Raw genomic sequence first — 14,686 nt, forward strand, 5'->3', positions numbered from 1 at the left:
CACTACAGACCTAATCGCGCAAGCGACCGACTTTCGAAAGGCCTTCATGCTATGAAATCGACCAGTACATTCGCAATCACCGCTATTTCGGCACTCGCGCTCACAGCCTGCGGTTCAGGCGGCAGCACCGGCACGCGGGATTCGATCCGCGCAGTTGGCTCTTCGACAGTCTATCCATTTGCGAAGAAAGTTGCCGAAGATTTCACCGCCACTCATCCGCAATTTAAGAGCCCGCTGATCGAATCCACCGGAACAGGTGGCGGCATGAAGCTGTTTTGCGCGGGCCTGGGCGCCAACACGCCCGATATCGAAGACGCCAGCCGCCGGATGAAGAAGGCGGAATTCGAAGATTGCCAGAAGAACGGCGTTACCGAAGTGATCGAACTCCAGGTCGGTCTCGATGGTATCGCTTTTGCATCGAGCAAGGGAGGCATCACCATGAACCTGACTCCAAAAATCGTTTATGAAGCGCTGGCAGCAAAACCCTATGGCAAGGCGCAAACGACGAAGACCTGGAAAGATGTCGATCCTTCGCTGCCGAACGAACCGATCCTGATGTATGGCCCGCCTTCGACCTCCGGCACGCGCGATGCGCTGAAAGAGCTGATTCTGGAGAAAGGCTGTGAAAGCAACCCTGAAATGCAGGCCCTGAAAAAGAGCGACAAGGACAAATTCGCGCAGGTCTGCACCGAAGTACGCAGCGACGGCGCTTACGTCGATTCCGGTGAGCAGGATAACCTCATCGTTCAGAAGATCGAAAATAACCGCAAGGCGATCGGCGTGTTCGGCTATTCGTATCTGGAGGAGAATCTGAGCAAGCTGCAGGATCTGCCGATGAATGGCGTCGACGCCACTTACGACAATATCTCCAGCTTCAAATATCCCGGCGCACGCCCGCTCTACGTTTACTACAAGAAGCAGCACGTTGGTGTCATTCCCGGCCTGAAGGAATTCATCGACCAGTGGACCAAGAGCTGGACCAAAGGTGGACAGCTGGCGAAAGTTGGCTTTATTGCATCGCCTGACGATGTGCAGGCGGCCAACCTCAAAAAGGTTCAGGATGGCACGATCATGACAGGCGAAGGGCTGGAATAAGCCCCGCTCCTTATCAGCCCCCCCATCGGCCCCACGCCGGTGGGAGGCCTTTTTGAAACCGTTCGCGATACCTGAAACGAAAAACCGCCCGCATCCATCATGGATGCGGGCGGTTCAGTATTACAAGCAAGCATCACATCACGAATTGTGATGGAAGCTCAACGGATCGGTATTTTACGCCGAGGCGGACGTACCACATGCCTCCGTTGATACCGAATGGGCCGCCCGAACGCGGATAGACCGAACCATTCGCAAGACTGCCGGTTGCCGTGTAAACCGGATTGTTCACAGTCGCCATGATCTTGTCAGGGTATGTGTTAAACACATTGTTTGCGCCGACTGTCAGTGTGTAACGATCCATGAAGCGATAGCTGACATCGATATCGGTCAGGAACTTCTCACCAAAATGCTGGCCATCGATAATCGCACCATTTGCAAGATTGCCTTCGCGGATCGGATAATCATTCGAATTTCGCCATTCGCCGTAGTACGATTCGCGTACATTGAACGTGAAGTCGCCCAGTTGCCAGTTGGCTGAAAGGTTCGCCCGATGATTGGGGGCGAGATACTGAATGTCGATCAACTGCGTCTTGCCAACTACGTTCGGATCATAATCGGTGACCCGGCTTTTGTTGTAGTTGTAGGCAAGCGTGAAGTTCAACGGCCCGCCTGCCAGATAGGTCTTATACGAAGCGACCACATCGACACCGACAGTTTTGGTATCGAAGCCGTTGGTGAAGTATTGAACTGCCCCACCTGCACCGACTGCGGCAAGTATCGGTTCCGCCGCGACATCATCTGCTGTCACGTCGAATGACTGCGACAGTCCGATGCGATTGTTGACCTTGATGCTGTAGGCATCGGCTGTGAGAGTGAAGCCGTTGCCCGGATCAATCACGAAACCGATGCCGAAATTGGTTGCCTTTTCAGGACTTAACGATTTTGCGCCGAAATATTGTGCCGCTGCGCTCGTCACCGGATAGGTTCCGGTCTGCACCTGATTCCCACCAATGAAGGCTGTGGTGAGAACCTGCACGTTGTTCTGTCCTGGCGATGGCGCGTGGAAGCCGGTGCCATAACTCGCGCGGATCGCGAATTCGGGCGAGAGGTGATAAATCGCGTTGACCTTGCCCACTGTCGCATCGCCGAAAGTATCGTAATGCTCGTAGCGGCCGGCAGCCCCAAAACTGAGATTTTCAGTCAGATCGCCTTCGATCCCAACATAACCACCATAGCTATTCTGCGAATACTTCCCTGCTGCCTGAGGGCTGGTGCCAGCGTAGCCACTGGCGCCGGAAAACATCGTAACTGAGCTGTCATACGCGAAACCGCCGGGAGAGGTTTCCACATAGAGTGACTGAGCCCCATATGGTCCAACCCCATAGGACTGCAGATCGCCTTCGGTCGCCTTGTATGTTTCATTCCGATATTCCGCGCCTGCCGACAGGGTCAGCGGGCTGGCAAGGCCAACTTCCAGCGGATAAGTCAGGTCCAGGTTCGCATTCGTTTCTGTCTGGCTCAACTGCCCGAATTCGAATTCTGTTTGGCTGGACGGACCATAAGACGGTGCCATCGAACTATACATCGACAGGTCCAGCTTATGACGCGCCCATGTGCCGGACAGATCCCACGTCAACTGATCGATTTCACCCTTCGCACCGACTGTGCCATATATTTCGGTCGTTTCGCCGACAAACCGGGGCGTGAACCCGGCAGGATACAAGGTCGAAAAGTTATAGACATTGCCATCTTTCACAAACCCGCCTTCCGGGCAGCTCGCATTTCCAGTAGGGCACGGGGTCAGATAGATCGGGTGGCGGAACACCGAATTTGCGCTGCCCCCGCCGAGCGCAATGTCTGTGCCATTGTCGCGTTCCATTTCCCAATCGGACACAGGCCGATACTGAAAGCTCTGGTCACCTTTGCTGTTGGCATAGTTGCCAAACACATAGAGCTGCGCCCAATCGGTCACGTCATACGCTGCGTTCAGCATCAGCTTGTAACCGTGGCTGGGGGACGATCCCCAGTTTTGAACCGGGTCCGGGTAATTCGGGAGGCGGTCGGTGAGCGTGGGGTTTTTGTCCGCAAAGTAAACCGCTGAGGGAACCTGCACTCCGCGGCTTGTCTGCTTGTTGTCGTTATATTCCCCGGTCAGATTGATGAACCCGCGAGAGCCGAAATCCACCCCGTAGTTTCCGGAAACCTGATAGCTCTGGCCATCGCCGCCATTATCGTAATACTGGCCATATCGCGCCTGCATTTCGAAGCCCGGCTTGCTGCGGAGCTGGAAATTCAGCACGCCCGCGATCGCATCCGAGCCATATTGCGCAGTCGCGCCTTCGCGCAAAACTTGCAAATTTGCGATGGCCAGCGACGGGATCGACGAAATATCAGGCCCTTGCGATCCAAATGAAAGCGCGGTGTCGCCACCGGCATAGACCTGTACCAGCGAAGAACGGTTGAACCGCTTGCCGTTGATCATCACCAGCACCTGATCCCCGGGAAGACCACGGAGCGAAGCCGAGCGAACGAACGTGGAAGCGTCGGAAATGGTATTTTGCCCGACGAAGAACGATGGAACCACGTTCTTTACTGCGTCGACCATATCGGCGCTTGGCTGACCAACCAGATCCTGCGCCCCGATCACATCCACCGGCGAGGCAGAATCGGTAACGGTGCGGTCTGCCCGCCGTGTGCCAAGAACCACAATCTGGCCTTCCCCGGCAAGCGCCGCAGAATTGGCGGCCGGACCCGCGCCATCCTGAGCCAATACGGTGTGCGGTACAGTTATCGAAGCAACAACGGAGATGGCAGCGCCAAGCAGATAATTAGAGCGTCGTGACATATATATTATATTCCCAGTTCCCATAAAGAGAACAGAGGAATTAAATGCCAGTCCATCGCTTAATGAAATTAATTGAGATATTAACTTAAAGAATCGCCGATAGTGTTGCAGAGACGTTACGCAATAAGTATCAATGAAGTATCTATTTTAATAATTTATATTGTCTACAATGGGTTTCCATCTTTGTCGCGATAGATATCGCGACGCCCAACATGGTTTGCGGGACCGACAAGCCCGTCCTCCTCCATCCGCTCAATCCATTTTGCGGCAGTATTGTAACCAACACCCATCTGCCGTTGCAGCCACGAACCCGAGGCCTTCTGATTCTCGATCACGATCTGACAGGCCTGGCGATACTTGCGCTCGTCGGGATTGTCTGATGCGGTAAGCTCGTCGTCAAAGCCGAACCCGCCGCCATCCTCCGGCTCTTCGGTTACGGCATCGACATAGTCGGGCTGCCCCTGACCACGCCAGTGGTCGGCAACCGCCTCTACCTCCTCGTCGGACACGAACGGGCCGTGTACACGCAGCAGCGCCCCCGTACTCGGCTTATAGAGCATGTCACCCTTGCCCAGCAGTTGCTCCGCCCCCTGCTCTCCCAGGATCGTACGGCTGTCGATCCGACTGGTAACATTGAACGCGATACGTGTCGGCAAGTTGGCTTTGATAACGCCGGTGATCACATCAACGCTGGGCCGTTGCGTCGCCATAATAAGGTGGATGCCCGCAGCACGGCTTTTCTGTGCCAGACGCTGAATCAGCACTTCGATTTCCTTGCCCACCGTCACCATCAGATCGGCCAGTTCATCGACGATCAGCACGATCTGCGGCAGCACTTCGTAGTCGAGCTGTTCTTCCTCGAACAGTTCCTCGCCTGTCTCGGGATCGAACCCGGTCTGTACCCGACGTCCCAAAGGCTTGCCCTTCGCGCGCGCATTGCGAACACGTTCGTTAAAGCCACCCAGATTACGCGCGCCGATGCTGCTCATCATGCGATAGCGGCGCTCCATTTCCTCGACCGCCCACTTCAGCGCGCGAACCGATTTATGCGGCTCGGTCACCACCTGACTCAGCAAGTGTGGGATATCGTCGTAGCTCTTGAGTTCGAGCACCTTGGGATCGATCAGGATCAGGCGGCATTCTTCCGGCGTGAAACGGTAGAGCAAGCTGAGCAGAATACAGTTCAGCCCGACCGACTTGCCCGATCCCGTCGTCCCCGCGACCAGCAAGTGCGGCATCGCGGCAAGATCGGCCACGATCGGTTCACCTGCGATATCCTTGCCCAGAATGATCGGCAGAGTCCCCTTGGCATTTACGAAGGCATCGCACGCGGCAAGCTCCTTGAACGCCACCATCTGCCGGTCGGCATTAGGCAGTTCAATGCCCATCACCGTCTTGCCGGGAATCGACGAAACGCGCGCGCTGATCGCGCTCATATTGCGGGCGATGTCTTCGGCCAGGCCGATCACGCGACTGGCCTTGATGCCCGGCGCCGGTTCGAGTTCGTACATCGTCACCACCGGGCCGGTACGCACGGCTGTGATTTCGCCCTTCACATTGAAATCGTCGAGCACGGTTTCAAGCAGGCGGGCGTTGCGTTCCAGCGCCAGCTTGTCGAGCTTGGGTGCATTGTTGGCGGGCGGTTCGGCCAACAGTTCCAGACTAGGCAGTTCGTAATTCGCGAACAGGTCTTTCTGCGCCTTTTTCCCGGCGGGCTTGGCCCGTTCGGGCGGCGACGATGGATCGACGATTTGCGGCGCGCGACGTTCGGCGATCTGCGGCACTTCGTCGACATCCCCACGCGGCTTCTTTGTCTTGGCCGGGCGTTCTGCGGGGGCAAATGCCAACGCGCTTTCAGCGATCTCACCTCCGCGCGGCAAACGCGGCAGTCGAGTCAGGAAGCGCGGCAGCGTGAGCAACCTGGCCCAATCGAGCGCGAAGACCCGTGCGATCAGCGCCACCCCGGCGATCAGCCCGATCAGCGCCGCAGCGAAAATGATCCAGCCTTGTGCTCCACCGGGAAATCGTCCGGCAATGCCGTGAATTGCGCCCGCGCCGAGCAAGCCGGTAATTCCCCCCATCGATGCCGGCAGTGTGCCGCGTGGGCCATCGAACGTCAGCGCCAGCACCGTGCCGAGCAGCGCCATCGCCAGCAGCAACAGACCCAGCGGCCGCCACCAGCGGGTTTCGTTATCGACGCTATCCTCTTCCACATCGCGCCACAGGGCACGTGCCCCGACATAAAGCAGCGGCAGGATCAGGATGCCCGACACGCCAAACAGGAAAAAGATGCGTTCCGATGCCCAGGCACCCCATGCGCCCATCCAGTTGGCGATGTCCGTTCCCGCCGCGGCGGTCGATGGACTTGGGTCTGTCTGAGTGTAGCTCGCCATCGCAAGGGCGAGGAATACCATTGTCCCGAACAACAGACCCGCACCGATCATCTCGCTCGCACGGCGCAAGCTGCGGCGGAACGCCGCGCGCCAGTCTGTCTGGCCAGTCTTGCCGATTGCACGTGAAGCCATTTGCGAGATCCCGTTTACGTCTGCCGCCATCATCGCCTGCCGGGGACTCGCCGTCAAGAATCGACGCGATGCCGTTCGTCGAGCGAGGACCGCTATCCGCGCTGCATCAGGCCCAGGCCATCGATTGCAGCCCAGCGGTTCCAGCCGATTTCTTCCGCCCGCTGAAAGTCCATGCCGCCCAGCGCAATCACAGGCATTTCCGCCAGCGCGGCAAGTGCATGAAATTTCTCCGCACCCAGAGCAGCACGGTCTGGATGGGTGCGCGTGGAAAATACCGGACTGAGCATAACGGCATCCGCTCCGGCGGCATTGGCATGGGCGATTTCCAGCGCATCGTGCACCGCCGCGATCCGCAACAACTTTGGCGGCTCTCCGAGCCCTTCGGGCGGGCCATAGGAACCGTCGGCGCCCCACGCCTGCGCTTCGTCATCGCTGCCCGACAGGATCGCCAGATGATCGCCGGCGCGCAACAGAGGCAACAACGTGTCCCAGCGCGCGCGCCGCGAACGCGGATCGAGGTGATAGTGGCGGTACACGAATGCAGAACGCGTCGGCAGCGCCGCAATCGCACGTTCGAGCGAATCCTCGTTTCGCGCATCGGACAAGAGCCACAAGTCGGGCAACTGGGTCTGGCGTGTCTGCACCAGACCGCTATAGCGCACCACGATGGAAAACCCAGCCTCTGCCTTGCAATTCGTCCACGACCGCATCGCCCATGCATGCAAGATCGCTCGCCGTCCGGTCGACGATGTCACTCTCGTCGCTGTCAGCAAGACGCATCCGGCAGAGGCAATTGTGCCGCTGCTCGACGCGGGTCAGCGCGTTTTTGGCGAGAACCGGGTGCAGGAAGCGCACGCCAAATGGCCTGCCTTAAGGGAGCAATATCCTGACGTGTCGCTGCACCTCGTCGGTCAGTTGCAATCGAACAAGGCAGACGATGCCGTGGCGCTGTTCGATTGTATCCATTCGCTCGACCGGCCCAGTCTGGTGAAAGCGCTGGCCAAGGCATTCGACAAGGCGGGTAAACAGGTGCCCTGCTTCGTGCAGGTCGATGTCGGGGAGGAGCCACAAAAAGGCGGCTGCCCGGTCGCAGAACTGCCTGCCTTGCTATCGCAGGCAAGCGCCGCTGGCATCCCGGTGATTGGCCTGATGTGCGTGCCACCGCACGACATCGAACCGGCACCGTTCTTTGCCTTTCTCGACAAGCTGGCCGCCGACAACGGACTGGACGGGCGCAGCATGGGGATGAGCGGCGATTACGAAACCGCCATCATGCTCGGCGCAACGCATGTGCGGGTAGGCACGGCATTGTTCGGAGATCGAGGCTGATCGACGCCCGTGTGCGGCGATCTCATATAAAGGCGCACCGCCAAGCCGGCGGGCGATGCCTTTATGCCCCTTCGAGTTCCGCCTGACGTTCATCGCTGGCAGCTTCCAACAGCGCCTCTTCGATGGCTTTGAGCTTGCCCGGCGCGATCACTTTTCCGCCTGTGAGGTCAGTCACGTAAAACGTATCCGCCGCACGTTCACCATAATGCGTGATGTGGGCCGACTGCACCACCAGACTGCATTCGAACAGCGTACGCGCTAGGCGGTTGAGCAGAGCGGCACGGTCGCGCGCGTTGACTTCGATCACCGTAAAACGGCCAGAGGCCTGATTATCGAACGTGACAATCGGGCGCACGTCGAATGCTTTGGCCCGGCTGTGCGGCAGCGGACGCTTCGCAAGTTGGGGGACCAGTTCGATCCGGTTGGCCAGCGCATCGCCGATACTGCTTTTGATCCTTTGCAATTGATCGGGTTCGAAAAACGGACGGCCGTGAATGTCCTGAACGATAAAATTATCGACGGCCCAGCCGGTGCGCGTCGTGTGAATGCGCGCATCGATGATATTGGCGCCCGCCAGATGGATACCGCCGGCGATGCGGTAGAACAGGCCGGGATGGTCGGCAGCGATCACCGTCACCAATGTCGCCCCGCGTGCCTTATCGACCTCGCAATGGATCGACAGGTTATCCTTTACTTCGTGCGCGGCGGTATAGTGGACGATGTTAATCGCGATGATGTCTTCCGGCTCCGCGATCCAGTAGGCATCGTCGAAGCGATCGCCATAAAGGCGCAGGAAGCCCTTCTTATCGGCCAACAGTTCGGCAACAGCAGCCTTCTTGGCGGCGACCCGTTGTTCGCGCCCATGCTTCATATGGCCGAGCCGCAAGCGTTCTTCCGCTGCATCGTATAGCTCACCCAAGAGCTGGCCTTTCCACGAATTCCACGTCCCCGGCCCGACCGCGCGGATATCGATTGCTGTCAGGATTGCGAGATGGCGCAATCGTTCCAGACTTTGCACTTCCTTCACGAAATCTTCGATTGTCTTCGGATCGGTCAGGTCGCGCTTGAAGGCAATCCGGCTCATCAGCAGATGTTGCCGCACCAGCCACGCCACCAGCGCAGTCTCGCTATCGTCAAGGCCGAAGCGCGGGCACAGTTCCTCGGCCACCTCTGCACCCAGTATCGAGTGATCGCCTCCCCGCCCCTTGGCAATATCGTGCAACAGCGCCGCGACATAGGCGCAACGGCGGCTGGCGACCTCGTGGATCAGATGCGTGGCACGGGGGTGGTCGGCTTCCAGCAGCCCTTTCTCGATCCGGCTAAGCAGCCCGATGGCGCGGATCGTGTGCTCGTCCACCGTATAGTGGTGGTACATATCGAACTGCATCTGCGCGTTGACCCGCCCGAAATCGGGCACGAACCGGCCGAACACTTCTGCTTCGTTCATCCAGCGCAAAACGGTTTCGGGATCGTTGCGCCCCGCCAACAGCTCCAGAAACAGGGCATTGGCACGTGGATCGTCGCGCACTTCGTGCTTGATATACCCGGCGTCGCGCGCCGCCTGACGCATCGTTTCGGGGTGGACTTCCAACCCGTTGGCCTCTGCCAGTTGGAATATTTCGATCAGTCTTACAGGATCCTGGCGGAACCAGTCATCGCCCGGTGCGGCGATACTGCCACCGAACACGCGATACCCTTTCAACATCCGCGGCTTGGGCCGGAAACTGGCAAGCAGCCCCTTGCGTGCACGGCTTTTGGCGAACTGCTCGTCGATATGGGCAAGGAATACGCCGGTCAGGCTCCCCACGCGCTTCGCTTGCAGGAAATAGAATTGCATGAAGCGTTCGACGGCGCTTTTGCCGGGGCGGTCGGCGAAGTTCATCCGCGAGGCGACTTGCCGTTGCAGATCGAAGGTCAGACGGTCTTCCGCTCGCCCGGTGATCGTGTGCAGGTGACACCGCACCGCCAGCATGAAGCCCTCGGCCCGGCGAAAGCTGCGATATTCGTTGGTAGTGAACAGGCCGACATCGACCAGTTCCGCCGCCGTGCGGACTTTATGAATATACTTGCCGATCCAGTACAATGTCTGAAGGTCGCGCAAGCCCCCTTTGCCATCTTTCACATTGGGTTCAACGACATAGCGGCTATCCCCCATCCGCTTGTGCCGTGCGTTGCGCTCCTCCAGCTTTTCCGCGACGAACTGGCGCTCTGTCCCTTTGACGACATCGTCTGCGAAGCGCTGCGAAGCCTCGTCATACAGGGCCTCGTCGCCCCAGACATAGCGGCCTTCGAGCAAGGCCGTGCGAATCGACAGATCCCCGCGGGCCATGCGGACCATATCGTCTATCGAACGGCTCGAATGGCCAACCTTCAGCGCCAGATCCCACAAGTAATAGAGCATCGCTTCAATCACTTGCTCACACCAAGGCGTGTTACGGGTCGGGGTGAGAAACGCGATGTCCACATCCGAGTGCGGCGCCATTTCCGCCCGACCATATCCGCCGACCGCAACAATCGTCAGCCGCTCGCCCGAAGATCGGTTCGCAGCTGGATAGACATCGGCCACCACGTGATCGTGAATAGTGCGGATGATCTGATCGACTAAAAAGGCATATCCTGCAGTGATTTCGTGCCCGGCGGATGGCTTCTCCTCCAGCCGCCGGGTCAGTTCTTCGCGCCCCTTTTCCAGTGCATCGCGCAAGGCCGCGACGATCGCGGGGCGGGCCTTGGCGGCACCGTCCGCTTCGACATGCTCGGCAATCGTTCCGGCAAGTGCGCGACGGTCGATGATCGCCCGCTGTCCGGGGATGCGCTGTGCAATCAAGCGGCGACTGCTTTTTCAGTATATTGGGCGCGCAAAGTGCGCTTGTCGATTTTCTGCGTACCCAGCCGAGGTAGCGGCTTATCGACCTGCCACATACGTTCGGGGATCTTGAACTTCGCCAGACGTTCCGTAAGAAATTCAGTCAGATCGTCGGGCGAAACGTCGCGCCCTTCCTTGGGCAGATAGACGACCGCCGGGATTTCGCCAAAGCGTTCGTCCGGCAAGCCGAAGACCGAACATTCCGCGATATCGGGATGCGCGTAAATCTCCTGCTCTACCTCGATGCAGGTGATGTTTTCACCACCGCGAATGATGATGTCTTTCTTCCTATCGACGATGAAAAGGTACTGATCTTCATCGAGATATCCGAGATCGCCTGTGCGAAACCAGCCATCTTTACTGATAGCCTGCGCTGTAGCCTTGTCATTTTCCCAATAACCACGGAAATTGGCCACAGAGCGGAAACACACTTCACCCACTTTGCCCTGATCGAGTTGATTGCCGTCGTCATCCAGAATGGCGATCTGCACGATGGGTCGGCTGGCGCGGCCGGTGCTGCCGGGCTTGGCCATGTAGTTCTCGTTGAAGTTGCCGCAGCCGACGCCGTTGGTTTCCGTCAGACCATAACCGAGCAGCGGGAAGCCGCCGGGGAAGGCTTCCTTGATCTTGTTGACGTGTTCGACCGGACGCGGGGCACCGCCGGCGGCAAAGCTCTTGCAAGCGGAGAGGTCGTATTTCTCGCGGTCGGGATGGGTTGCGATCTCGTAACTCATCAGCGGAACGCCAACGAAGTAGCTGACGCTTTCCGCTTCCATCAGCCGCATCGCTTCTTCGGCGCTCCACTTGGGCATCAGCACCAGCTTGCGGTTGATGGCGAACGACTGAAGGAACAGCGGCACTTCGCCGGTAACATGGAACAGCGGCACCGCGACCAGCGCGCTCGGCTGAGAGTCGGAGGCTTCGCCCCGTTGTTGCAGCAGCAGAGCCGCCATCGCAGACTGCGCGACATAGCTCATCGTACCGTGAACAACGCCGCGATGATCGGACCATGCCCCTTTCGAACTGCCGGTAGAGCCGGAAGTGTAGAGGATCGTCGCCAGATCGTCCGGCCCCAGTTCGGGCAGAGTGGTCCCTGCCGGATCGGCCCACACGCGGGCCAGCCCGTCCGCCGGTTCGCCGCCGTGGCCGAACACCACGATCTTCGCTTTGTGATCTGTTCCCTCAAGCCGCTCGGCCCGCTGGGCATCGGCCAGCACCATCTTGCAGCCCGCCAGATCGATGCCATAGGCCAGCTCGTCCCCGGTCCAGAAACCGTTGAGCAAAGTGGCACAGCCACCTGCCATCACGATGCCCATATAGGCGATGATCCAGTTGGCCGAATTACGCGCGGCAAGACCCACGCGGTCGCCCCGCTCGATCGAATGTTGGGAGATCAGCCCCGCCGCCACTGCCTGCGCCGCGGCATAGGTCTGCGCGAAAGTCAGCCGGGTCTTGCCATCGACGAGGAACGTGTTGTCGGCGTGTTGTGTGCAATAGGCCGCGAAATAATGCGCCAGACTGGGCGGTGCGTTCTTGAAGGCCGGAATCGCCATACCATACCGCTCGAACGGGACCGTTTCGAACGGACCGCCGGGCCCGCTGATCATGTCCATGATTTTTTCCAGTGCGTTATCGAGCTCTGTGGCCATCGACGATTTTCCCTCTCTCCAGCGGTTTTGCCCGATCCGGCACCTGTCCGGGGTTTCGCCTGAACGCGGGCTATGCCAAAAGCGCGGCGGAATCCGGCGCGCTGTGCTTGCGCCCATAATTAAGGACCAATCGTGCTGCTGTCACTACTGGCCGATGCATCTCAGGCAATCCGTTTCGAAGACCTAGGACTCCGTAGGGGAATCGATCTCGGATTTTTCGAACTACGGTTCTATTCGCTGGCCTATCTGGCCGGAATCGTGCTGGGTTACTGGCATCTTTCGAAGATGATCAAGGCTCCCGGCAGCCCGCTGGCACAGCGCCATGTCGACGATCTGTTCTTCTATTGCACGCTGGGCATCATCCTGGGCGGTCGGATCGGCTATGCCGCATTCTATACCGGTGGATCGAGCACAGAGCCGAGCATGTTCACGCACTTCACCCCCGGCGCATTTCCCAGTTGGGATCTGCTGCGCCTGTGGGACGGGGGGATGAGCTTCCACGGCGGCGCCATCGGGGTGCTGCTGGCGATTGCATGGGTATGCCGCAGCAACAAACTGCGCTTCATCCGGGTGGCCGATTATATCGCCGTCAACGTCGGTTTCGGAATGCTGTTCGGACGGCTGGCGAACTTCGTCAACGGCGAGCTGTGGGGCCGCCCCACCGATGTGCCATGGGCGATGATTTTCCCTTCCGACCCGCTGCAACTGCCGCGCCACCCCAGCCAGCTTTACGAAGCGGCGCTGGAAGGCCTGCTGATCATCATCATCATGCTGCCATTGTTCTGGAAGACGCGCGCGCGCTGGCGACCCGGCCTGCTGGTGGGCGTGTTCACCGCCTGTATCGCCGCGGCGCGTTTCACTGTCGAATTCTTCCGTGAGCCAGACGCACAGCTCAGCGAATTTGCACGCCAGACGGGGCTGAGCATGGGGCAATGGCTCACGCTGCCGCTGATCCTGATCGGCATCGCGCTGGTCATCCGGGCGCTGGTCCGTCCGCCGCTCGGCACGACCCCGGCGGCAAAGGGCGAAGGGGCCACCAGCACAGAGGCGGCATGACCGGGCAGGTTCCGACCAGTCAGGCCGAAATATTTCGACGTCTGATCCGCACGACCGGCCCGATCAGCCTCGCGCACTATATGGCGGAAAGCAACGCGCGCTATTACGCGGGGCGCGATCCGTTCGGCAGCGGCGGCGATTTCATCACCGCCCCGGAAATCAGCCAGATGTTCGGCGAACTGATCGGGCTGTGGCTGGCCGACATATGGCTGCGCGCCGGTCGGCCTGCCCCGGTACACTATGTCGAACTCGGTCCCGGCCGCGGGACACTGGCCGGCGACGCGCTGCGTTCGATGAAGCAATACGGGCTGATGCCCACTGTCCACTTTGTCGAAACCTCGCCCCTTCTCAGGGACGTTCAGCTGCATTCCGTGCCCAATGCGCGGTTTCACGATGATCTGAGCACATTGCCCGACGATGGGCCGCTGCTGATCGTCGGCAACGAATTCCTCGATGCCCTGCCGGTGCGGCAACTGGTGCGAACGGCGGACGGCTGGCGCGAACGGATGATCGGGCTGGACGGAGACGATTTCGTTTTCGTCGCCGGGGATCGACCGATGGACGCCGCCCTGCCCCCCGACCGGCAGGATGCAGGCGAAGGGACTATCGTCGAAACGTGCCCTGCCGCCGCATCGGTGGTTTACGAAATCGCCGGACGGCTGGCGAAGCAGAAAGGCACCGCTTTGCTGATCGACTACGGCCATTCCGACGAGCGTGACGGCAGCACTTTGCAGGCCGTCCACGCGCACACGAAGGTCAATCCTTTCGCTGCACCGGGCGAAGCCGATCTGACGGCTCTGGTCGATTTCGCTACTTTGGCGCGGGTGGCGCAATCGCGCGACATCGCTTGGCTCGGCACAGCCACGCAGGGCGACTGGCTACGCACATTAGGGATCGAAGCGCGCACGCAGGCCCTGTCCGAACGCGCGCCGCAATATCGCGAAGAGCTGTGCGCCGCGCGCGACCGGCTGATCGCGGAAGATCAGATGGGCAATCTGTTCAAGGTGATGGGCCTTGCCGCATCGGGCTGGCCAGAGGGCGCCGGGTTCGAGGGATAACAGGGTGGCGCATCGGGCTCCGGTTCCGCCCTTCGTCATTGCGAGGAGCATCGCGACGTGGCAATCCATGCACCGCCCTCTCCCCCACCACAACCGGCGCGATGGGCGGAACCGTCAGTTCATGGATTGCTTCACTGCGTTCGCAATGACGAGTGGAGGGGCGTGAGTGACGGGCATATCGCAGATCGCCACAGACCGCCGCACCGCTCTCAACCAGCGCCCGCACCCCTCGGCGCTACCAACGTCACCCAAGCGGCACCAACGCC

9 protein-coding genes are annotated in these 14,686 nt (G+C 59.6%); 4 read left to right on the top strand and 5 right to left on the bottom strand.

Going from position 1 to position 14,686, the window contains the following annotated elements:
- Nucleotides 1-51: 51 nt before the first annotated feature.
- Nucleotides 52-1,095, top strand: coding sequence for a substrate-binding domain-containing protein (locus CV013_RS11080; RefSeq protein ID WP_102155636.1), 1,044 nt, complete (start codon nucleotides 52-54; stop codon nucleotides 1,093-1,095).
- Nucleotides 1,096-1,228: 133 nt separating this feature from the next.
- Here CV013_RS11080 and CV013_RS11085 read toward each other — a convergent pair whose 3' ends face one another.
- From CV013_RS11085 to CV013_RS11095, 3 genes are all read right to left on the bottom strand, one after another.
- Nucleotides 1,229-3,940 carry a TonB-dependent receptor plug domain-containing protein gene (locus CV013_RS11085; RefSeq protein WP_190276483.1) on the bottom strand — a complete coding sequence of 904 codons (2,712 nt, stop codon included), beginning with the start codon at nucleotides 3,938-3,940 and terminating at the stop codon, nucleotides 1,229-1,231.
- Between the two features lie 164 nt (nucleotides 3,941-4,104).
- On the bottom strand, nucleotides 4,105-6,465 hold the full coding sequence (locus CV013_RS11090; RefSeq protein ID WP_102155959.1) for an FtsK/SpoIIIE family DNA translocase: 2,361 nt from the start codon (nucleotides 6,463-6,465) through the stop codon (nucleotides 4,105-4,107).
- A gap of 92 nt (nucleotides 6,466-6,557) precedes the next feature.
- Nucleotides 6,558-7,130 carry a thiamine phosphate synthase gene (locus tag CV013_RS11095; protein WP_321196972.1) on the bottom strand — a complete coding sequence of 191 codons (573 nt, stop codon included), beginning with the start codon at nucleotides 7,128-7,130 and terminating at the stop codon, nucleotides 6,558-6,560.
- Between the two features lies 1 nt (nucleotide 7,131).
- Between CV013_RS11095 and CV013_RS11100 the strand changes: the two genes are divergently transcribed.
- Nucleotides 7,132-7,794 (top strand): YggS family pyridoxal phosphate-dependent enzyme, encoded by a 663-nt coding sequence (locus CV013_RS11100; RefSeq protein ID WP_102155641.1) that lies wholly within the window; start codon nucleotides 7,132-7,134, stop codon nucleotides 7,792-7,794.
- Nucleotides 7,795-7,855: 61 nt separating this feature from the next.
- On the opposite strand, the gene CV013_RS11105 is transcribed toward CV013_RS11100, so the two are convergent.
- Both CV013_RS11105 and CV013_RS11110 read right to left on the bottom strand, forming a co-directional pair.
- On the bottom strand, nucleotides 7,856-10,618 hold the full coding sequence (locus CV013_RS11105) for a [protein-PII] uridylyltransferase (RefSeq protein WP_102155643.1): 2,763 nt from the start codon (nucleotides 10,616-10,618) through the stop codon (nucleotides 7,856-7,858).
- On the bottom strand, nucleotides 10,615-12,306 hold the full coding sequence (locus CV013_RS11110) for a class I adenylate-forming enzyme family protein (protein ID WP_102155645.1): 1,692 nt from the start codon (nucleotides 12,304-12,306) through the stop codon (nucleotides 10,615-10,617). The genes CV013_RS11105 and CV013_RS11110 overlap by 4 nt, the downstream gene beginning before the upstream one ends.
- Before the next feature lie 129 nt (nucleotides 12,307-12,435).
- On the opposite strand from CV013_RS11110, the gene lgt reads away from it, so the two are divergent.
- Nucleotides 12,436-13,362 (top strand): prolipoprotein diacylglyceryl transferase, encoded by a 927-nt coding sequence (gene lgt, locus CV013_RS11115; protein ID WP_102155647.1) that lies wholly within the window; start codon nucleotides 12,436-12,438, stop codon nucleotides 13,360-13,362.
- Nucleotides 13,359-14,420, top strand: coding sequence for a class I SAM-dependent methyltransferase (locus CV013_RS11120; RefSeq protein WP_102155649.1), 1,062 nt, complete (start codon nucleotides 13,359-13,361; stop codon nucleotides 14,418-14,420). The genes lgt and CV013_RS11120 overlap by 4 nt, the downstream gene beginning before the upstream one ends.
- Nucleotides 14,421-14,686: the final 266 nt, after the last annotated feature.

Source organism: Tsuneonella flava (assembly GCF_002870965.1).
Taxonomy (GTDB): Bacteria; Pseudomonadota; Alphaproteobacteria; order Sphingomonadales; family Sphingomonadaceae; genus Tsuneonella; species Tsuneonella flava.

What these genes read in the sequence shown, in the direction of transcription:
- CV013_RS11100 (WP_102155641.1), top strand. Translation starts at nt 7,132, where the DNA reads ATGGAAAACCCAGCCTCTGCCTTGCAATTCGTCCACGACCGCATCGCC.
- CV013_RS11120 (WP_102155649.1), top strand. Translation starts at nt 13,359, where the DNA reads ATGACCGGGCAGGTTCCGACCAGTCAGGCCGAAATATTTCGACGTCTG.
- CV013_RS11110 (WP_102155645.1), bottom strand. Translation starts at nt 12,306, where the DNA reads ATGGCCACAGAGCTCGATAACGCACTGGAAAAAATCATGGACATGATC.
- CV013_RS11090 (WP_102155959.1), bottom strand. Translation starts at nt 6,465, where the DNA reads ATGGCTTCACGTGCAATCGGCAAGACTGGCCAGACAGACTGGCGCGCG.
- CV013_RS11080 (WP_102155636.1), top strand. Translation starts at nt 52, where the DNA reads ATGAAATCGACCAGTACATTCGCAATCACCGCTATTTCGGCACTCGCG.
- CV013_RS11085 (WP_190276483.1), bottom strand. Translation starts at nt 3,940, where the DNA reads ATGTCACGACGCTCTAATTATCTGCTTGGCGCTGCCATCTCCGTTGTT.